This window comes from Sphingomonas faeni, from assembly GCF_023195535.1.
Lineage (GTDB): Bacteria > Pseudomonadota > Alphaproteobacteria > Sphingomonadales > Sphingomonadaceae > Sphingomonas > Sphingomonas faeni_B.
Genome location: NZ_JALPNF010000001.1, coordinates 375968 through 395577, shown reverse-complemented (window position 1 = coordinate 395577; position 19610 = coordinate 375968). Strand labels below are relative to the sequence as shown.

Sequence of the window (19610 nt, the reverse complement as noted above, 5' to 3'; positions counted from 1 at the left end):
CCTCCTGTCAGAACCGTGCGACGGCTTCAAGCGCGAGCAGATACGAAAGCGCGCCGAAACCCGCGATCGAACCCTTCGCCGCCTGACCGACCAGGCTCACATGCCTGAACGATTCACGGGTGTGGGGGTTGGAAAGATGCACTTCGATCACCGGCGTCTTCACGCCCTTGATCGCGTCGTGCACCGCGACCGAGGTATGCGTGAACGCGCCCGCGTTGAGGATGACGGCCTTGGCACCGCGCGCCTGCGCCTCCTGGATCCAGTCGACGAGGTGGCCCTCGTGATTCGACTGGCGCATGTCGATCGCCAGGTCGAGTTCGCGCGCGCGATCCTCCAGCATCCCGGCGATATCGTCGAGCGTCTCGTCGCCATAGATCTCCGGCTCGCGCGTCCCCAGCAGGTTGAGGTTGGGGCCGTTCAGGACGAAAACGGTATCTGGCAAGAGCGATAGCCTTTCGGTTGCAGGTCGGTTGCGGGGCCGGCGAAGCGATCCCTATATGCGCGTCACGCCATTCCTTACAGGCACGGCTCGCGACAAGTCGAGCCGTGCCGTCGCTATAGTGGACCACGCACCCATGCCCCATTCCGACGGCACCGTCTCGATCACCGTCAACGGCGAGCACAAGCGCGTCACCGCCGGGCTGAGCCTCGCCGAACTCGCGACCGAACTGGGCCTCGTGCCCGAGAAGATCGCGGTGGAGCGCAACATGGAGGTGGTGCCGCGCTCGACGCTGGCAGACGTGATGGTCGAGGATGGCGACGACCTCGAGATCGTGCATTTCGTCGGTGGCGGCGACCACGAGGATAGCTGGACGGTCGCCGGCAGGACCTTCAAGTCGCGGCTGATAGTCGGCACCGGCAAATACAAGGATTTCGCGCAGAACGCCGCCGCGGTCGAGGCGTCCGGCGCGGAGATCGTCACCGTCGCGGTCCGCCGCGTCAACGTGTCGGATCGCAACGCGCCGATGCTGACCGACTTCATCGACCCGAAGAAGATCACCTACCTTCCCAATACCGCCGGCTGCTTCGACGCCGAGTCGGCGATCCGCACGCTCCGGCTGGCGCGCGAGGCGGGCGGCTGGGAGCTGGTGAAGCTCGAAGTGCTCGGCGAGGCGAAGACGCTCTATCCCGACATGGTCGAGACGCTGCGCGCGACCGAGATCCTCGCCAACGAGGGCTTCAAGCCGATGGTCTATTGCGTCGACGATCCGATCGCCACCAAGCGCCTCGAGAATGCGGGCGCGGTGGCGATCATGCCGCTGGGCGCACCGATCGGCTCGGGTCTCGGTATCCAGAACCGCGTGACGATCCGGCTGATCGTCGAGGGGGCGGGGGTGCCCGTGCTGGTCGACGCCGGCGTCGGCACCGCGTCGGATGCCGCGGTGGCGATGGAGCTTGGCTGCGACGGTGTGCTGATGAATACCGCGATCGCCGAGGCGAAGGACCCGCTGATGATGGCGGCGGCGATGAGGGCCGCGGTCGAATCGGGGCGGCTCGCCTATCGCGCCGGGCGGATGGGCCAGCGCCGCTATGCCGATCCTTCGAGTCCGCTGGCGGGCTTGATCTGATTCGGCGGGTGATGACGCAAACGTCACGGAACCCACGGTAAAGACGGCCGTTATACCTTAGCAAGTTCAAGCGGCCCGGTTGGCGGGACCGCAAAAGCAAGTGGAGGCTCTGATGGGCGAGTTCACCGACAAGGTCGCAGCAGCAGGCAACAAGGTTGCAGGTAACGTCAAGGAAGCCGTCGGCAAGGCGACCGACAACGCGAAGCTGGTGGCCGAAGGCGAAGCGCAGCAGGCCAAGGGCACTGCGCAGAACGTCAAGGGCAGCGTCAAGGGCGCACTCGGCGACGACATCTAAGCTTTGGCTTGATGTGAGAATACAGGCCGCTTCGGGAAACCGGAGCGGCCTTTTCTTTGCGTGGCAGGGTTTTGGTGCCGCTACTATCAGAACTGCCACCACCCCGGCGAAGGCCGGGGCCCAATTGGCATGTCCATGGTAACCACGTGCCGCCCTTAATCAGAACCGTCTCCCAATTGGGCCCCGGCCTTTGCCGGGGTGGTGCAGAGAAACAAACCGCCTTGCCCAACCCGCCAACCTCCCTAACGAGCACCCGCATGACTCTCCCCACTCGCACCTACGCCGCGTTCCTGTTCGACATGGACGGCACGATCCTCACCTCGATCGCGTCGGCCGAGCGCACCTGGACCAAATGGGCGATCGTCCACGGGCTCGATGCCGCGACGTTCGTGCCGACGATCCACGGCGTGCAGTCGGTCGAGACGGTCCGCCGCCTGAACCTCCCCGGCGTCGACCCGGTCGCCGAAGCCGCTGCGATTACTGCGGCCGAGATGGAGGATGTCGGCGATATCGAACCGATCGCCGGGGCTGCTGCGTTTCTGGCCAGCCTGCCACCCGAACGCTGGACGATCGTCACATCGGCCCCGCGCGCGTTGGCCGAAGTTCGGTTGAAGGCTGCTGGCCTGCCGATCCCCGCAACGATGATTGCGGCCGACGACATCCCCAACGGCAAACCCGCACCCGATTGTTTCCTGGTCGCGGCCGAACGGCTCGGCGTTGCGGCGGGCGATTGCCTCGTGTTCGAGGATGCCGCCGCTGGGATCGCGGCGGGTGAAGCGGCGGGGGCGGATGTGCTGGTAATCACCGCCACGCATTCGCACGGGGTGAAGACGTCGCATCCTACGGTGGCCGATTATATCGGGCTGTCGGTGGTGGCGCGTGCGGACGGGCTTGCGCTCACGCGAGACTGATACGCCCCCGCCCGTCATCTACACCCCGCCCGTCATCCTGACGAAAGTCAGGACCCAGGATACCAGATGCCGCGCATCGCGGCTCTGGGTCCTGACTTTCGTCAGGATGACGGGAGCGTGGGGGAGCTTCTACCCTGCTTCTAGAACAGCCCCTCGATCAGCCCTTCCTCGTTCAAATGGATGGCCTCCGCCGCCGGCACGCGTGGCAAACCCGGCATCGTCATGATCTCGCCGCAGATCGCCACGACGAACCCAGCACCCGCGGCGAGGCGGACTTCGCGCACCGGCACGATGTGACCCGTCGGGGCTCCGAGCAAAGCCGGGTCGGTCGAGAAGCTGTATTGCGTCTTGGCAAGGCACACGGGCAAGTGGCCGTAGCCCGCATCCTCCCAGCGCTTGAGTTGCGCCAGCACGCTCGGCTCGGCGACCGCATGCTCCGCACGATAGATGCGCCGCGCGACGGTATCGATCTTGTCGAACAGCGAGAGTTCGTCGCCATAGATCGGTGCGAACCCGCCGCCATGCGTCTCGCAGATTTCGGCGACCGCGTCTGCCAGTTCGACCGCGCCAGCACCACCCTCGGCCCAATGCCGGCAGAGGATCGCGCGCGAGCCGTGTTGCGCTGCCGCCTCGACGATCGCCGCGATCTCGGCATCGCTGTCGGTGTAGAAATGGTTGATCGCGACGATCGCGGGGACGCCGAACTGGCGGATGTTTTCGATATGGCGGACGAGGTTGACCGCACCCTTGCGGACCGCGTCGACGTTCTCGTGCGCGAGGTCGGCCTTCGCAACGCCGCCGTTCATCTTCAGCGCACGCGCCGTCGCGACGATCACGACCGCATCGGGAGCGAGGCCCGCTTGGCGGCATTTGATGTCGAAGAACTTCTCCGCGCCCAAGTCCGCGCCGAAGCCCGCTTCGGTGACGACGTAATCGCCCAACGACAAGGCGGCGCGCGTGGCGATCACCGAGTTGCAGCCATGCGCGATGTTGGCGAACGGGCCGCCGTGGAGGAACGCGGGCGTGCCTTCGAGCGACTGGACGAGGTTGGGCTTGATCGCCTCGGCCAGCAGCACCGCCATCGCGCCGTCAGCCTTCAGGTCGCGCGCGGTGATCGGCTTGCGGTCGCGGGTATAGGCGACGACGATATCGCCGAGCCGGCGTTCCATGTCGGCGAGGTCGTCGGCGAGGCAGAGGATCGCCATCACTTCGGAGGCGACGGTGATGTCGAACCCCGATTCGCGTGGATATCCGTTGGCGACGCCGCCGATCGACTGGACGATGTCGCGCAGCGCGCGGTCGTTCATGTCGAGCACGCGGCGCCAGACCACGCGGCGGACGTCGATCTGGAGCGCATTGCCCCAGTGGATGTGGTTGTCGATCATCGCCGCGAGCAGGTTGTGCGCCGCGGTAATTGCGTGAAAATCGCCGGTGAAGTGGAGGTTGATGTCCTCCATCGGCGCGACCTGCGCGCGCCCGCCGCCGGTCGCGCCGCCCTTCGTACCGAAACACGGCCCGAGCGAGGGTTCACGTAACGCCAGCACCGCCTTACGCCCGGTGTGGCGCAGTGCATCGGCTAGGCCGATCGAGGTGGTGGTCTTGCCTTCGCCAGCCGGAGTCGGGTTGATCGCCGTGACGAGGATCAGCCGGCCCTTGGCGCCCGATTTACGCGTTTCGAGCCAGTCGAGCGCGATCTTTGCCTTGAAGCGGCCGTAAGGCTCGATCGCCGCGTCGGGGATGCCGAGGCCGTCCGCGATGGTGGCGATGGGGCGCAGCGCGACGCTGCGGGCGATGGCGATATCGGTGTCCATGCGGATCGGCCTAGCGAGGGTCGCGACAGGTTTCCAGATGCTAAGCTGGCGCGGGCGACGGCATTTCCGTAAACGCGACCGCAATGACGGATACCGACAGCAAGACGCCCGAGACTTCCTCCGGAATGACGCCCGCTTTGACCACCGTGTTCGCGGTCGCGTGCGGGATGATGGTGGCCAACCTCTATTACGCACAGGCGTTGATCGGCGAGATCGCACCGGCGCTAGGGCTTCACGGCAGCACCGCCGGGCTGATCGTAACGCTGACGCAACTCGGCTATGGCGCGGGTCTGCTGCTGATCGTGTCGCTCGCCGACCTTGTCGAGAATCGCCGGCTGATCCTGATGATGGTCGCGGGGACGACGGTCGGGTTGATCGGCGTGGTGTTCTCGACCGGCGCGATGAGTTTCCTGCTATTCTCGTTCGTCACCGGCTTCTGTTCGGTCGGCGCGCAGATCATGGTGCCGCTCGCCGCGCACTTGGCTCCAGATGCCAAGCGCGGCCAGGTGATCGGCAACATCATGGCCGGGTTGATCACCGGGATCATGCTGGCACGGCCGCTGGCGAGCGGGCTCGCGTCGATTGCCGGATGGCGCGCGATCTTTGCCGTATCGGCGGTGGCGATGGTCGCACTTGCGATGTTGCTGGCCAAGATGCTGCCCGAGCGGCGACCAAGCCCGGGTCTCGGTTATGGCCAGATCCTCGCGTCGAGCTTCCGGCTGCTCGCGCGGACGCCGGCAATCCGGCGGCGGACGGCGTATCAGGCGACGATGTTCGCGATCTTCAACCTGTTCTGGACGGCGGTGCCGCTGGTGCTCGCGCGCCAGTTCGGTCTGGGACAAGTCGGTATAGCTCTGTTCGCACTGGCGGGAGCGGGCGGTGCGCTGACCGCGCCGATCGCGGGCCGGTTGGGGGACCGCGGCTATATCCGGATGGGGACCGGGATCGCGCTGGGGAGTGCGATCGTCGCCTGCCTGGTCGCGGGCTGGGCGGGTGCGGCGCACATGCTGATCGTGCTGGCGCTCGCGGCGGTGCTGCTCGATGCCGCAACGCAGTTGAACCAGGTGCTCGGCCAGCGCGTGATCTACTCGATCGCGCCCGAGGCGCGCGGGCGGATCAATGCGATCTACATGACCGTCGTGTTCCTCGGCGGGGCGGCGGGATCGATGCTGGCGTCGTTCAGCTTGTATCATGGCGGCTGGACCGCGACGATGGCGGTTGGCAGCGTGCTGGCGGTGGCGGCGTTCGCGCTTTTCCTGACCGAGCCGCGCGGCGATCACATCCTGAGCGGATCCGCATAACCGGTCAGCTCGAGATAGCCGCTGCCGCCGGCGGTGCGGACCGCGCCCTCCCAATAGACCGGCATGCCGCTGCGGCGCGCGTCGAGTTCCTGATCGGCGAACAGCGGGGTCAGGTCGAACCGGCGGACACCTTCTGGCAGGCGGATGCTGAGCCGTTGCGTAACGGGGTAGAGTGCGCCGGTGCGCGGCGAGCGCCATTGCCTGAGCGGATCGAAGCGGACGTCGCCGGGCGCAAACCGGACGACGCCCCCGTCTGCGCGCCGGAGCGAGCCGCCAGCCCAGACCTGTTTGCCGCCAGCCCCTCGGATCCGAAACGCCATCAGCGCGCCGCCATCGTCGAGGTTCAGCCCCGTCCAGTCCCAGCCGACCGCACCGCCGCCGAGATAATCCGACGACCATTCGCGATCGAGCCATGCCTGGCCGGTGACCGGCTGCGCCTTCCTGTCGCGCGTGAGGCTTCCGGTGACGGCGAGGTGCGGGACCGAGTAGTAATAGCTCGCCTGCTCGGGGCGGGGGCCCTTCTGGCTGTAGCCGTCCTTACCTTCGAGCAGCGGGGGCTGGCGTGGAGTGAGCGTCAGCGCGAGTGAAAAGTCGCGGGTAGCGACATTGGTGACGAAGCGACCGTCGGGGAGGCGGTGGATCCGCCAGTCGCGCAAGGTCACGTCGGTGTCGCCGATCCGCGCCTGGGCGAGACCGAAGCCGGCGCGCGCGGCGCGTTCGCCGTGGAGCAGGTGGCCGATGCTCGGGTCCGATAGGGCTGCGTGGGCGAACAGGATCTGCTTCGGCGCGAACCGGCTCGGGTTGGCGGAGTCGGTTTTGGGTGTGGTGCGGAAGAAGGTGATCTGGAAGCCGAGATCACGGCCGTCTCGCGTTTTCAGCAGGCCGGTGACGTACCACCATTCGGTACGGAATGCGGGGTGGGCGCCGTGCTCGCGCGGGAAGACGAAGCGCGCGCCGGGGCGGACGACGGGATAGTCGGTCGCGGCAGGCATCGCCGCGGTCAGCGCGAGCGCGGCGACGGTGAGAACGGATTTGACCAAGCGCCGCATCACCAATCTTCCCTGACCATGCGGACCGCGTCGGCGGCAATCGCGCGGCGTCCGGCGAGCGTGGCGGTGCCGGCGGCGGCAATGACCAGTGCGCCTGCGACGCTGGCGACGATGCCCCAGGGCACCCGCGTCGCCATCGTCCAGTTGAACGACTGCGGATTGATCACATGGACGAGAACCTGCGCCATGATGCCGCCGAGCGCTATGCCGGCGATCCCGCCGACCAGCCCGAGCAGCGCGCCTTCGCTTGCCAGCATCGCGATGATCTGGCGTTTCGAGACGCCGATGTGGCGGAGCATGCCGAACTCGCGCGTGCGGGCGATGGTCTGCGCGGACATCGTCGCGGCGACGCCGGCCAGCCCGACGAGGATCGCAACCGCCTCGAGCAGATAGGTGACGGCGAAGCTGCGGTCGAACAGCTCGAGCGCGTAGCGGCGCAATGTCGCCGGCTGGGCGATCGAGATCAGGCTGGCGAGCGTGCGGGGGGAGCGGGCGGCGAGCGCGCGTTGGACTTCACGGGAATTGGCGCCGGGACGAAGCGTGATTGCCGCCTCGGTGCGGGTAAGGTCACCCGTTGCCTTCGCATAGTCGGTGTCGCGGATGACGATCGCTCCCTGCTGTCGGGCATAGTCGCGCCAGATGCCGGCGACCGCATAGCGACCGGCGAGCGGCAGCGTGACGGATGCGCCGACCTTCCAGCCATAAAGCCGGGCGGCAGGTTCGGAGAGCCAGATCGGTGTCGTGCCGGCGGGGAGGCGCTCGGCCTTGTCGAGCAATACCAGTGTCGGATCCTCGCCGTCAGCGACGGGACGGGCGATCAGCGTCACGGGCGGACGATCGGCGCGAAGCGTAAGCGGCACCTGACGGCTGAACGCGATGCGGGCCACGCCGGGCGTCGCGCGGAGGACCGCCTGCGCGGCGGGATCGTAGCCGGTGCCACCCTCGACCCGCAGATACAGGTCGTCCGACAGGATCTGGCCGAGCCATTCGTCGACCGCGCCGCGGAAGCTGGTGACCATTACCGCCATCGCGATCATCAGCGCGGTACTGGCGACGATCCCGCACAGCGCGGTGGCGGCCTGGCCGGGCGCGCCGTGAAGATGACGGATCGCGAGGCCTGTCGCGACGTTGCGGTCAGGGCGGCGGGCGAGGGGGCTCAGCAACGTCCGCGCGAGCCAGGGCATGCCGGCGATGCCGCCTGCAAGGATCAGCGCCATGCTCGCAAACCCGAACAATGGCAGTCCGCCGATCGCCGGAAGCAGCGCCGCGACGCCGCCGACCGCGATCAGGACCGCGGCAGGGATCCAGGGGACCGGCGTGCGCGGGTCGATCACTTCGCCCGCATTGCGCAGCGCCGCAGCAGGCGCGGCGCGGGCGGCGATGCGCGCCGGGAGCACGCTGCCCGCGACCGCCGCGAGCAGGCCGAGCGAGAAGAAGCCGACTGCGGCGGCTGGGGCGAAGGTCAGCCTGACGCTGCCATCGGCGAAATAGCCTGCGCCGAGATCGCCACCAAACCGGGTCAGCGCGGCATAGGCGAGCGCATAACCGAGCAGCAGTCCGAGGCTTGCCCCGATCACGCCGATCGCGAGACCTTCGAGTGCGACGGTGGCGACGATCCCGTTACGCGGCAGGCCGAGCGTGCGGATCAGCGCGAAGGCCCGCAGGCGGCGCGCGACCGACAGCGACTGCGCCGAGAACACCAGAAAGCCGCCGGTCAGCAACGCGACGAGCGCGAGCATGTCGAGGTTAACGCGATAGGCACGCGACAGCGCGGCGCTGCGCGAGGCGTCGCTGGCGCTGGTCCCGATGGTAGCGTCGCGCGGCAGGATCGTGGCGAGCGCGGCTGTCGACGCCCCCTCGACCTGCTTGACGTCGATCCGGTCGAGCCGGCCCAGCCTGCCGAACCGCCACTGCGCGGTGGCGATGTCGACGACGCCGATCGCCTGGCCTTCCGCGACGCCCGGTAGGGCACCGGCGACTCGCAATGGCGTGGCCCGACCGTTCGCGGCGACGGTCAGCCTGTCGCCAGGCTTGGTGCCGATCGCGCGCATTGCCGCCGACGACAGGAACAGCGCCTGGTCGTCGAATGCGGCATCGGTCCGACGGTCGATCCCGGCGGGGGCGATGCCGACCAGCGAGGGCGTAACCTGTGCCGCGCGAATAACGTCGAGACCCAGCAACGTGAATCGCGTCTTGCCGACCGTGGCGCGTAGCACGACGACCGGACTTGCGTCGGCGACGCCGGACGCTGTCGAGACGCTGGCGTACAGCGCCTCGTCGAAGCCCAGCGGTGTGGTCGCGTTGACCTGGACGTCTGCGCTGCCGTTGACGGTCCGCAGCGCGCCTTCGAACGACGTCAGCGCCGATCCATTGACCAAGTGGACGGCGAACCCAAGCGCGACGCCGATCGCGATCGCGACCGCCGTGAGGGCAAGTCGGGCAGGGTGCGCACGCCATTCCCCGCCGATCAGCCAGCCCAGCGCAAGCCGCGCCGACACTAGGCTCACGCGCGTCGTTCCAGACCGGTCGCGGTGAGCGTTAGCACGACGTCGGCGATGCCGGCGGCTGCCTCGGAATGCGTGACGATGATCGCAGCGACGCCGTCCTCACGGACTGCTTTCGAAAACAGATCGAGTATCTTCGCCGCAGTCTCCGGATCGAGATTGCCCGTGGGTTCGTCGGCGAGGATGATTGCCGGGCGATGGACGAACGCACGAGCGATCGCGATGCGTTGCAACTCTCCGCCCGATAGATCGCGCGCATACCCATCGCCGCGCGCTCCCAAGCCGACCCGATCGAGCATGGCGTCTGCCCGAGCGTCGATCGTCTGCCGGTCCGCCGAGACCAGTGCGAGCGGCAGAGCGACGTTCTGGCGCAACGTAAGATAGGGTAAAACGTGAAATGCCTGAAAGACGAACCCGATGCGTGTCGCGCGAATCTTGGTCAGCGCATCCTCGTCGAGCGCATGAAGGTCGATGTCTTCGATTGCGACGCGGCCTGAGTCGGGTTCGTCAAGGCCGGCTAGAATATTGAGCAACGTCGACTTGCCGACGCCACTTTCACCGACGATGGCGATGAGTTGTCCGGGCTTTGCTGTCAGGTGCAGGCTCCGGAAGAGCTCTCTACCGCCGGGAACCGACTTTGCTAGGCCAGTGACGCGAAGAAGGGCGCGGTCGTGCATCCGCAAACCATGCCACGCACGTCGCTGCGATGACAGCCATCTGCATTGCCTTAGATTTCTTTCGGACCCGTACGCGGGGTGGTAGGCGGAGTGTAGCGAACATCGCTCGCTTCGAGCCGACCACGCCCGCACAAAATAACTGCTTATTTAACATAATGTATATTATCGATCTTGATGATACGTCGCTTAGCGGCCGGCAGTCTGGCTCCTGCTATCTGGCGCGGTTGCAACACCCGAGAGATCGATCGACGTCGCGATCGGTAAGTCAGCCTCCCTTCGTTCGGAGTAGCGGTCTACCATCCGGGCCGCGTGGGGACGCAGCAAGACCGTAAAGCGCACCAGTTCTTCCATAACGTCTACGATCCGATCGTAATAGCTGGACGGCCGCATCCTGCCCGCGTCGTCAAACTCTTCGAACGCCTTGGCGACGCTCGACTGGTTGGGAATGGTCACCATGCGCATCCAGCGGCCCAGGAGGCGCAGTGTATTGACGCTATTGAACGACTGTGACCCGGCCGACACCTGCATCACCGCAAGCGTGCGGCCCTGCGTCGGGCGCATTCCGCCTATCGCTAGAGGCAGGTGATCGACCTGCAGCTTCATGATGCCGGTAATCTGCCCGTGCCGTTCGGGACTGCACCACACCTGCCCTTCCGACCATAGCGACAATTCGCGGAGTTCGTGAACCGCGGGGTGATCGTCTCCGATCACCTGATCAGGCAGTGGCAAGGTGGACGGATCGAAAATGCGCGTCTCGCATCCGAAGAATTGCAGCAGGCGGGCGGCTTCCTCGACGCACAATCGCGAAAAGGATCGCTCACGCAGCGATCCATAGAGCAACAGGATACGCGGCGGTAGATCACAAGGGCCCAATTCGATGGCAGGCCGGTTGCCGGCGTAACGCCGGTCGAGCGCCGGCAGATAATCGGGCTCAGGAAGCGTGCGGAGGGGCATTGGACGAGACTCCATCGTGATCGGGTAAGTGGCAAAGTCAGCCCAAGCTGATCCGCAGTGCGAGCGCCGCGAGCGTCACAAACAGCACGGGAATCGTCAGCGTCGCACCAACCTTGAAGTAGTAACCCCAGCCGATGCGGATACCTTTCTGGCCAAGAACGTGAAGCCACAGCAGCGTCGCCAGCGAGCCGATCGGGGTGATCTTCGGACCAAGGTCGCAGCCTATCACGTTGGCATAGATCATCGCCTCCTTGACCGCCCCCGTGGTGTGGGTCGCATCGATAGACAGCGCGCCGACCAGGACCGTTGGCATGTTGTTCATCACGGACGATAGCAGCGCAGCAGTAATGCCGGATCCGAACACGGCACCCCATACGCCACCCTGCGCAGTACGATCGAGCAGGCCCGCAAGCAGGTCGGTCAGACCCGCATTCCGCAGACCGTAAACGACCAGATACATCCCCAGCGAAAAGATAACTACTTGCCACGGCGCGCCGGCCAGCACCGTGCGGGTCTTGATCACGTTGCCGCGCGCCGCGATCGCGAGCAGGAGGATCGCGCCCGCAGCGGCAACGGCGCTTACCGGCACGCCGATAGGTTCGAGCAGGAAGAAGCCGGCGAGCAGCAGCGCGAGGACGACCCACCCTGCCTTAAACGTGGCATGGTCGCGGATCGCGTCAGCAGGCGCGCGGAGCTGCGCCACATCGTAGCTGGCGGGTATGTCGCGCCGGAAGAACAGCAGCAGCACGACCAGCGTCGCGGCGATCGACGCCAGATCGACCGGCACCATCACCGAGGCATAATCGGCAAAGCCGATCCGGAAGAAGTCGGCCGACACGATGTTGACGAGGTTGGAGACGATCAGCGGCAGGCTGGCGGTATCGGCGATGAACCCCGCCGCCATGACGAACGCCAGCGTCGCCTTGTCCTTGTATCCCAGCGCCCGCAGCATCGCGATGACGATTGGCGTCAGGATCAGCGCCGCGCCATCATTGGCGAACAGCGCCGACACCGCCGCGCCGAGCAGCACGATCAGCACGAACAGCCGGCGACCATGCCCCCCGCCCCAGCGCGCGACGTGGAGCGCCGCCCATTCGAAAATCCCGGCTTCATCGAGCAACAGGCTGACGATGATGATCGCGACGAACGTCGCGGTCGCGTTCCAGACGATCCCCCACACCACCGGCACGTCGGAGAGCGAGATGACCCCGACGAGCAGCGCTACGGCCGCACCGCCCATCGCGCTCCATCCGATGCCGAGGCCCTTGGGCTGCCAGATGACGAGCGTGATCGTGACGATGAAGATAGCGAGCGCAAGCAGCATCAGGCGATGCGCTGACCTGGGATGGGCTCGCCTTGGGCGTTCACGACCTGTTCGCCGTCCTCCTTGGCAAACGCGCGCTGTTGCGGCGCGGGCAGCAGATCGAGGACCTCTTCGGACGGTCGGCACAGCTTCACGCCGAGCGGCGAGACGACCAGCGGTCGGTTGATGAGGACCGGATGCGCCATCATCGCGTCCACCAGCGCGTCGTCGGACAGCGACGTGTCGCCCAGGCCCAATTCCACATAGGGCGTACCCTTTTCACGCAGCAGATCGCGGGGCGTTATCCCGGCGCGATCGATCATCTCGACCAGCAAGGCGCGCGAGGGCGGCGTCTTCAGGTATTCAACCACGTGCGGCTCGATGCCGGCATTGCGGATCATCGCCAGTGTGTTGCGCGACGTGCCGCACTCGGGGTTGTGATAGATCACGATATCGGCGGCCATGGCGCGTCCTTTCAGCAGCAGGGGGTAAGGTCGGTCAAAAGCGACGCGCAGAGGTCGGGCGAGCCGGCGCAGCAGTCCTTGACCAGGAACAGCATGAGCGCCCGCAGACAGTCGAGGTCGGCGCGATAGACGATCGATCGACTGTGACGCTCGGATCGCACGACCCCGGCACGCGCGAGAACAGCCAGATGTGCTGACATCGTATTCTGCGGCACGTCGAGCGCGCGGGCGATTTCGCCCGCCGCCATGCCGTCCGGCTCGTGCCGTACCAGAAGACGGAACACGTCGAGGCGCGTCCCCTGCCCTAGTGCGCTCAGAACTTCGATCGCATCGGTATTATCCATATATCCAGCATAGTCGATATAAAGATTTGCACAAGGCTGTTCATTTCGCGATATGCGAGCGATCGCTTTTTATCGAGAACACCCAATGATCGAACGGCTCACTGCCATCATGTCGCGGTTGCGCGATCCGGTCGACGGATGCGAATGGGACCGCGTTCAGACCTGGTCGACGATCGCGCCATACACGATCGAGGAGGCGTATGAGGTCGCCGACGCGATCGCGCGCGACGATGCGGCCGATCTGAAGGACGAGCTTGGCGATCTGCTCCTTCAGGTCGTGTTCCACAGCCGCATCGCCGAAGAGGCTGGCGCATTCACCTTGGCCGACGTCGTCACCGCGATCAGCGACAAGATGGAGCGCCGCCACCCGCATATCTTCAGCGACGCCGCGATCTCGCCGGGATGGGAAACGATTAAGGCCGGCGAACGTGCGGAGAAGTCCGATCCCAGCGCGCTGGCCGGCGTTGCGATCGGCCTGCCAGCCTTGTCGCGTGCCGAGAAACTGCAGAAGCGTGCTGCGCGCGTGGGGTTCGACTGGCCCGATGCAGCGGGTCCGCTTGCGAAGGTTTTCGAGGAAATCGAAGAGGTTCGCAAAGCCGGCTCGGACACGATCGCAGAAGAGATCGGCGACCTGCTGTTCGCCGTCACGAACTGGGCACGCCATCTAGGCGTCGATCCCGAGGCCGCCTTGCGCGCTGGCAATGCCAAATTCGAGGCGCGCTTTCGGGCGATCGAGGCCGATGGCGGCGACGCATTCGCCGCCATGACACTCGATCAGAAGGAAGCCCTGTGGCAGGCGGTCAAGCGTCGCGACGGATGAACCGGTCGTAATCGGTTTCCGACAAGCGCACGTCGTACGTGGTCTCGAGTTCGTCGTCCAAGCTGCCGAGCACCTCGCCGTGCGCATGCAGCCACGCCGCCCCGGCGCCATCGGTCGCGTCGAGCGTGATGCTGTAGCGACGATGCGCGCCGGTCAACTTGGCGGCAACCTGGTGGATCAACTCATCCACCCCTTCCCCACTCAACGCCGAGATGGCGACGACGTCGTCCCGGTGCGCGGCCTGCGCGGCGATCTCCTCATGCGTATCCGCATCGAGCAGATCGAGCTTGTTCCAGACTTCGAACCGCGGCGTGTTCTCGTCTACCCCGATCTCGGCCAGCACGGTTTCCACGTCCGCCCGCTGCGCCTCGGTATCGGGATGCGCGATATCGCGGATGTGGACAAGCAGGTCGGCGGACACAACCTCCTCTAGCGTCGCCTTGAACGCAGCAACCAATTGCGTCGGCAGGTCCGAGACGAACCCGACCGTGTCGGATAGGATCGCCTTGTCGATCCCGGGTAACTGGATCTGTCGCAGCGTCGGATCCAGCGTCGCGAACAGCAGGTCCTCCGCCATCACGTCGGCGCCCGTGAGCCGATTGAACAGCGTCGACTTGCCGGCATTGGTGTAGCCGACCAGCGCGATTACCGGCCATGGCGCGCGCTGGCGCCGCTCGCGGTGAAGCCCCCGCGTGCGGCTGACCTGCTCGAGCTCGCGCTTCAGCCTGGCCATCCGGTCGCGGATCAGGCGGCGATCCGCCTCGATCTGGGTCTCGCCCGGACCTCCGAGGAAGCCGAAGCCACCGCGCTGGCGTTCGAGATGGGTCCAGCTGCGGACTAGCCGGCCGGCCTGATAATCGAGATGTGCCAGCTCGACCTGCAAGCGCCCCTCGGCGGTCGCCGCACGCTCGCCGAAGATCTCGAGGATCAGGCCGGTGCGATCGATGACCTTGGTTTCGAGCGCCTTTTCGAGATTGCGCTGCTGGATCGGGCTGAGGCTCGCGTCGAACACGACGAGCCCCGCCTCTTCCATCCGAACCTGCGCCGCAAGCATCTCCACCTGGCCGCTACCGATGAGTGTGGCCGGCTTGGGCTGGCGGACACGGTAGGCGATCCGTTCGACGACCTCGACACCGATCGCGGCCGCAAGGCCCGCGGTTTCCTCGAGACGTGCGTCGACGTCGCGCGAAGCATCGCCCTGGTCGGGAAGGACGACGATCGCGCGCGCACCGCGCGCGAACTCGTCCCGGTCGCGTTCGAAACCGCTACTCAATCGCCGTGGTCCGCATCATCTGCGTCATCCGCATCATCCGTATCGGTGGGTTCCTCGGCGAGGTTCAGCGGGCGCGCCGGCTGGATCGTCGAGACCGCATGCTTGTAGACGAGCTGCGCCATGCCCTCACGCTGGAGCAGCATGCAGAACAGGTCGAAGCCTGCGATCTGGCCCTGCAGCATGACGCCGTTGATCAGGAACATCGTCACGCTGTCTTCGGATTTCCGCACCGCGTTGAGGAAAATATCCTGCAACAGCGGGTGCTTCTTCTGGTTCTCTCCGACCGCGTCGACGATCGCCGACACGTCCATGGGTCCGGCGGGCATGATCGTCGAGATCGCATGCTTGTAGATCAGCTGCGACTGGCCATCACGGCGGAGCAGCACGGAAAAATTATCGAACCACGTGACGATGCCCTGGAGCTTCACGCCCTTGACGAGGAACATCGTGACCGGCGTCTTGGAGCGCCGGAGTGCGTTCAGGAAGAGGTCCTGAAGCGAGCCTGGTTTATCGGCCAATGGGATAACCCTTTGTTTTTGGCGGGACTTTGCCCGCAAGGCGCTGTTTCCCAGCGTCGGAGATGCGCCCGGTTACCGGATGCAGAATATGATCTATGATCGATACGGGCATAGTTCCAGAGGGCGGCGAAATTGCGGCGTGCTATTCGTCGCGTGTTTCGGTGATTCCGAGCAGCTTGAGTTTCCGGTGCAAGGCCGAGCGTTCCATTCCGATGAAGCTCGCCGTCCGCGAGATGTTGCCCGAAAAGCGTCGGATCTGAACGCGGAGATATTCGCGCTCGAACGTCTCGCGCGCCTCCCGCAACGGCGATCCCATGATCGCGGTGCCACCTGCCGCCCCCATCTCGCCCTGATCGCCGAGCACTTCGGCGGGCAACAGGTCGATATCGATCCGGCCGATGCGATCTCCCGGCGCAAGAATGATCGTCCGCTCGACGACGTTGCGCAGCTGGCGGACGTTACCGGGCCAGTCATAGGATTGCAGCGCGACCATCGCATCGGGGGCGATCTCGGGCGTCGGCACACGGCGTTCGGACGCGTAATGCGCGATGAAATGCTGGACCAGCGCCGGGATATCCTCGCGGCGATCGGACAGCGGCGGAATCGTCACGGGGACGACGTTGAGGCGGTAGTAGAGATCTTCGCGAAAGCGCCCCTCGGCGATCTCGAATACGAGGTCGCGCGCCGTCGCCGAGACGACGCGAACGTCGACCTTCACGACCCGCGTGCCACCAACCCGCGTGAAACTCTGGTCGGTCAGCGCGCGCAGGATCCGCGCCTGCGTCGTGATCGGCATGTCGGCGATCTCGTCGAGGAACAACGTGCCGCCATGTGCCTGCTCAAACAGGCCGGGACGGACGAGATCGCCCGCCTCCTCGACCCCGAACAGTTCCTCGTCGACCCGCTCGGGCGTCATTCTTGCGGCGCTGACGACGATGAACGGGGCATCGGTGCGCTGGCTCCAGCCATGCAGCAGCCGCGCGGCGACTTCCTTGCCGACGCCTGCGCCGCCCATCACGAGCACGCGGCTACCGGTTGCCGCGACCCGCTTCAACGTCGCGCGAACGCCGTTGATTGCGCCAGAACTGCCGGTGAGATCGGTCTCGCGGCCGACCGTCGCGCGCAGGGTCGCGACTTCGCGCCGCAGCCGTTCGGTCTCGGTCGCACGCGCCACCATGAGCAACAGACGCTCCGCCTCGAACGGCTTTTCGATGAAGTCGGACGCGCCACGCCGGATCGCGGCGACCGCGGTATCCAAATTGCCGTGGCCCGAGATGACGAGCACGGGGATCGACGGGTCGCGACGCTTGATCTCGTCGAGCAGTTCGAGCCCGTCGAGCCGCGAGCCTTGCAGCCAGACGTCGAGCAGCACCAGCGACGGACGCCGTGCGGCGATCGCCTCCAGCGCGGAATCGCTGTCGCCGGCATCGCGCGTGTCATAGCCTTCGTCTTCGAGCACGCCGGCGACCAGTTCGCGAATGTCACGTTCGTCGTCCACGACGAGAATATCGAGCGCCATCAAATCATGTCCGGTTACGAGTCATGGTGGCGAGTTGGCCATCCCCTGCCCCCTCGGGTTGCGGCCATCTTGCGTCGAGGCCCACTTGGTTCAGGCCCCCCTGGTCCAGTGATGCCAGAGCCCTGGTATCAAAGATCATCGTGACGATCGTGCCGCCACCCGGCCGGTCGGAGAACCCGATCGTACCGCAATGCTCCTCAATGATCTTCTTGACGATGGCAAGCCCGAGGCCCGTGCCGCGCGCCCGGGTCGTGACATAGGGCTCCATGATCCGGTCGCGATCGGCGGGCAGGCCGACGCCGGTATCGGCGACCGCGATCGTCACGCTCCGGCCGACCTCCTGGCTGAGTGTCATCGTCACCGATCCACCGGGTTCGCCTCGTGTTTCAATGGCTTCGACCGCGTTCTTCACGATGTTCGTGAGGGCTTGGCCGATCTGGCGACGATCGCAGACCAGCGCCAAGCCGGGATCATCGTTGACGAGGTGGAAGCCGATCGAAGGATGCGCCACCTCGTGCAGGAAAAGCGCCTGGCGGGCGGCATCGACCAGCGACTCCTCGCGGAAGACGGGCTTGGGCATGCGTGCGAACGACGAGAATTCGTCGACCATGCGGCGCAGGTCGCCGACCTGGCGGATGATCGTGTCGGTGAGCCGCGAGAACGTGCCGTCCTGCATCTCGGCCTTCGCGCCGTAGCGCCGTTGCAGGCGTTCGGCGGCGAGCTGGATCGGGGTCAGCGGGTTCTTGATCTCGTGCGCGATCCGTCGTGCGACGTCGGACCAGGCCGCGCGGCGCTGATCGAGCAGTTGCTGCGTGATGTCGTCGAAGGTGAGGATCGGACCGGTCGCCGGGCGGGCGATGCGGACCGCCAGCGTGCGGACGTCGCCGCCCTGCCCCACCTCGACGATCGCCTCGCGGTCGCCGCCATCGAGCATCGCGTCGAGCTCAGGCGCGACATCGACAAGCCGACGGCCGACCAACCCGCCAGCATCGGTTCCGAGCAGCGTGACCGCGGAATCATTGGCGATCGTTATCGTGCGCTCGCGTCCGGTCGCGACGACGCCTGCCGAGACGCCGGCCATTACCGCCTCGATCAGCGCGCGCCGGTTTTCGAGCTGGCCATTGGCGGTGACGAGCTCGGTATTCTGTTCCTCGAGCTGCCCGGTCATCTGGTTGAAGGCGTTGGCGAGCGTTCCGACCTCATCGCGGCTGCGCGGGTCCGGCACGCGCGCGGTCAGGTCGCCTGCGGCAACCCGGCGAGCCGCATCGACCAGCTCGCCGACCGGCCGCACGAGGCGATCCGCGACAGCCAGCGCGATCCAGACCGCAATCCCCACGATCAGCAGAGAAATCAACAGCAGGGCCGCATTGAACTGCAGCTGCAGGCTACGCGCTCTTGCCAGCAGCGATCGATAACTCGTCAGGACTTCGTTCGCGCGGGCCGTCTGTTCGGACAGTAATTTCGTATCCTCGACGCGCCCTGCATATAAAAACAGCTCGTCGGATCCCGGCAGCATCGTGATGGTCTGGATCCGGTCGCCGGTGACGGCGACGACCGCGCTCTTGCCCGACCGGAGTTCGGCGATCGCGGACGGCGTCACGCGGCGCGTGAAGTCGATCTCGTACGGATTGACGATCGCGAGGGTCTGGATCCCCTGCTGAGGGGACAGCTTGAACAACGCAGCTTCCGAGAGGCTACGAAAATAGACCTGTTGGAGGAACCAGCCGGAAAAATCCGGGCTCTGCAGCGAGCGTTCGCGGAGATAGGCGGACATGTCGCTCGCCATCGTCACGGTGGCTTCCTGCCATCTGTTGAGCTGGCGTGCGTAGGACGATTGGGCAAGCCCGGTCGCATTCTCAAGCATCCCGCGCGCCTGGTCGGAATACCAGAACTGGACGCCGTACTGGAACAGTAGCGACGCAAAGATCGTCACCAGCAGCATCGGCACCGCCGCAACGATCGAGAACAGTGCGACGAGGCGAACGTGGAGGCGCCCCCCGCCACCGACCGGCGAGCGCGCTGCACGCCGCATCGCCACACGCCGCCCCAGCAGCATGAGCAGGGCGATCCCCGGCACAAGATTGGCGACGAGCAGCAGCGCGACGAGCGGTGGGGCTAACAGACGCTGCGGTTGGTCGGAGCCGGTAATGACGAAATAGCTGGCCACGGCGATCGCGATCGCGACGCCCAGCACAAGCGCTTCAACCGCAGGCGTCACCGCGAACCGGTGTGCGGGCCCGTCATCATCCATCGGTAGCGTCGCGGAAGCGATCATCGTTGCCCCGATACAACGTCAACC

The 19610-nt window shown here is 66.0% G+C and carries 18 protein-coding genes; 5 read left to right on the top strand and 13 right to left on the bottom strand.

Annotated elements, in window-relative coordinates; genetic code table 11:
• Positions 1–7: 7 nt before the first annotated feature.
• Complete coding sequence (aroQ, locus tag SPHN_RS01635; protein WP_248520734.1) at positions 8–442, bottom strand: type II 3-dehydroquinate dehydratase; 435 nt, start codon at positions 440–442, stop codon at positions 8–10.
• 133 nt (positions 443–575) lie between these two features.
• On the opposite strand from aroQ, the gene thiS reads away from it, so the two are divergent.
• From thiS to SPHN_RS01615, 3 genes are all read left to right on the top strand, one after another.
• Positions 576–1568, top strand: a complete 993-nt coding sequence (thiS, locus tag SPHN_RS01625; protein ID WP_282580374.1) for a sulfur carrier protein ThiS — start codon at positions 576–578, stop codon at positions 1566–1568.
• A 112-nt stretch (positions 1569–1680) separates the two neighbouring features.
• Positions 1681–1863: a CsbD family protein gene (locus SPHN_RS01620; protein WP_248520733.1), complete on the top strand. Its 183-nt coding sequence runs from the start codon at positions 1681–1683 to the stop codon at positions 1861–1863.
• 257 nt (positions 1864–2120) lie between these two features.
• Positions 2121–2774, top strand: coding sequence for an HAD-IA family hydrolase (locus tag SPHN_RS01615; RefSeq protein ID WP_248520732.1), 654 nt, complete (start codon positions 2121–2123; stop codon positions 2772–2774).
• A gap of 140 nt (positions 2775–2914) precedes the next feature.
• On the opposite strand, the gene SPHN_RS01610 is transcribed toward SPHN_RS01615, so the two are convergent.
• Complete coding sequence (locus SPHN_RS01610; RefSeq protein WP_248520731.1) at positions 2915–4585, bottom strand: formate--tetrahydrofolate ligase; 1671 nt, start codon at positions 4583–4585, stop codon at positions 2915–2917.
• A gap of 83 nt (positions 4586–4668) precedes the next feature.
• Between SPHN_RS01610 and SPHN_RS01605 the strand changes: the two genes are divergently transcribed.
• A complete protein-coding gene (locus SPHN_RS01605; protein ID WP_248520730.1) occupies positions 4669–5886 on the top strand; it encodes an MFS transporter in 1218 nt (405 codons plus the stop codon).
• On the opposite strand, the gene SPHN_RS01600 is transcribed toward SPHN_RS01605, so the two are convergent.
• From SPHN_RS01600 to SPHN_RS01570, 7 genes are all read right to left on the bottom strand, one after another.
• Positions 5862–6935 carry a carotenoid 1,2-hydratase gene (locus tag SPHN_RS01600; protein ID WP_248520729.1) on the bottom strand — a complete coding sequence of 358 codons (1074 nt, stop codon included), beginning with the start codon at positions 6933–6935 and terminating at the stop codon, positions 5862–5864. The two genes, SPHN_RS01605 and SPHN_RS01600, sit on opposite strands and share 25 nt — an antisense overlap.
• On the bottom strand, positions 6935–9442 hold the full coding sequence (locus tag SPHN_RS01595) for an FtsX-like permease family protein (RefSeq protein ID WP_248520728.1): 2508 nt from the start codon (positions 9440–9442) through the stop codon (positions 6935–6937). Before SPHN_RS01595 ends, SPHN_RS01600 begins: the two co-directional genes overlap by 1 nt.
• A complete protein-coding gene (locus tag SPHN_RS01590) occupies positions 9439–10116 on the bottom strand; it encodes an ABC transporter ATP-binding protein (RefSeq protein ID WP_248520727.1) in 678 nt (225 codons plus the stop codon). Before SPHN_RS01590 ends, SPHN_RS01595 begins: the two co-directional genes overlap by 4 nt.
• A gap of 186 nt (positions 10117–10302) precedes the next feature.
• Positions 10303–11070: an arsenical resistance protein ArsH gene (gene arsH / locus SPHN_RS01585; RefSeq protein WP_248520726.1), complete on the bottom strand. Its 768-nt coding sequence runs from the start codon at positions 11068–11070 to the stop codon at positions 10303–10305.
• Between the two features lie 37 nt (positions 11071–11107).
• Positions 11108–12394: an arsenic transporter gene (locus SPHN_RS01580; RefSeq protein ID WP_248520725.1), complete on the bottom strand. Its 1287-nt coding sequence runs from the start codon at positions 12392–12394 to the stop codon at positions 11108–11110.
• On the bottom strand, positions 12394–12837 hold the full coding sequence (gene arsC, locus SPHN_RS01575; RefSeq protein ID WP_248520724.1) for an arsenate reductase (glutaredoxin): 444 nt from the start codon (positions 12835–12837) through the stop codon (positions 12394–12396). The genes SPHN_RS01580 and arsC overlap by 1 nt, the downstream gene beginning before the upstream one ends.
• A gap of 11 nt (positions 12838–12848) precedes the next feature.
• A complete protein-coding gene (locus tag SPHN_RS01570) occupies positions 12849–13181 on the bottom strand; it encodes an ArsR/SmtB family transcription factor (protein WP_248520723.1) in 333 nt (110 codons plus the stop codon).
• An 85-nt stretch (positions 13182–13266) separates the two neighbouring features.
• Between SPHN_RS01570 and mazG the strand changes: the two genes are divergently transcribed.
• Positions 13267–14001, top strand: a complete 735-nt coding sequence (gene mazG / locus SPHN_RS01565; RefSeq protein WP_248520722.1) for a nucleoside triphosphate pyrophosphohydrolase — start codon at positions 13267–13269, stop codon at positions 13999–14001.
• On the opposite strand, the gene hflX is transcribed toward mazG, so the two are convergent.
• The 4 genes from hflX to SPHN_RS01545 form a co-directional block, all read right to left on the bottom strand.
• Positions 13982–15274: a GTPase HflX gene (gene hflX, locus SPHN_RS01560; protein ID WP_248520721.1), complete on the bottom strand. Its 1293-nt coding sequence runs from the start codon at positions 15272–15274 to the stop codon at positions 13982–13984. The two genes, mazG and hflX, sit on opposite strands and share 20 nt — an antisense overlap.
• On the bottom strand, positions 15271–15846 hold the full coding sequence (gene hfq / locus SPHN_RS01555; RefSeq protein WP_398457691.1) for an RNA chaperone Hfq: 576 nt from the start codon (positions 15844–15846) through the stop codon (positions 15271–15273). The genes hflX and hfq overlap by 4 nt, the downstream gene beginning before the upstream one ends.
• An 88-nt stretch (positions 15847–15934) precedes the next feature.
• Positions 15935–17311 carry a sigma-54-dependent transcriptional regulator gene (locus tag SPHN_RS01550; protein ID WP_248520720.1) on the bottom strand — a complete coding sequence of 459 codons (1377 nt, stop codon included), beginning with the start codon at positions 17309–17311 and terminating at the stop codon, positions 15935–15937.
• Positions 17312–17315: 4 nt separating this feature from the next.
• Entirely contained in the window at positions 17316–19586 is a 2271-nt protein-coding gene (locus SPHN_RS01545; RefSeq protein WP_248520719.1) for a sensor histidine kinase, read from the bottom strand.
• Positions 19587–19610: the final 24 nt, after the last annotated feature.

Coding starts and splice junctions, on each gene's coding strand:
- SPHN_RS01615 (WP_248520732.1), top strand. CDS start 2,121: ATGACTCTCCCCACTCGCACCTACGCCGCGTTCCTGTTCGACATGGAC.
- SPHN_RS01545 (WP_248520719.1), bottom strand. CDS start 19,586: ATGATCGCTTCCGCGACGCTACCGATGGATGATGACGGGCCCGCACAC.
- SPHN_RS01580 (WP_248520725.1), bottom strand. CDS start 12,394: ATGCTGCTTGCGCTCGCTATCTTCATCGTCACGATCACGCTCGTCATC.
- SPHN_RS01620 (WP_248520733.1), top strand. CDS start 1,681: ATGGGCGAGTTCACCGACAAGGTCGCAGCAGCAGGCAACAAGGTTGCA.
- mazG (WP_248520722.1), top strand. CDS start 13,267: ATGATCGAACGGCTCACTGCCATCATGTCGCGGTTGCGCGATCCGGTC.
- SPHN_RS01590 (WP_248520727.1), bottom strand. CDS start 10,116: ATGCACGACCGCGCCCTTCTTCGCGTCACTGGCCTAGCAAAGTCGGTT.
- SPHN_RS01610 (WP_248520731.1), bottom strand. CDS start 4,585: ATGGACACCGATATCGCCATCGCCCGCAGCGTCGCGCTGCGCCCCATC.
- arsH (WP_248520726.1), bottom strand. CDS start 11,070: ATGCCCCTCCGCACGCTTCCTGAGCCCGATTATCTGCCGGCGCTCGAC.
- arsC (WP_248520724.1), bottom strand. CDS start 12,837: ATGGCCGCCGATATCGTGATCTATCACAACCCCGAGTGCGGCACGTCG.
- thiS (WP_282580374.1), top strand. CDS start 576: ATGCCCCATTCCGACGGCACCGTCTCGATCACCGTCAACGGCGAGCAC.
- SPHN_RS01600 (WP_248520729.1), bottom strand. CDS start 6,935: ATGCGGCGCTTGGTCAAATCCGTTCTCACCGTCGCCGCGCTCGCGCTG.
- SPHN_RS01605 (WP_248520730.1), top strand. CDS start 4,669: ATGACGGATACCGACAGCAAGACGCCCGAGACTTCCTCCGGAATGACG.
- SPHN_RS01570 (WP_248520723.1), bottom strand. CDS start 13,181: ATGGATAATACCGATGCGATCGAAGTTCTGAGCGCACTAGGGCAGGGG.
- SPHN_RS01550 (WP_248520720.1), bottom strand. CDS start 17,311: ATGGCGCTCGATATTCTCGTCGTGGACGACGAACGTGACATTCGCGAA.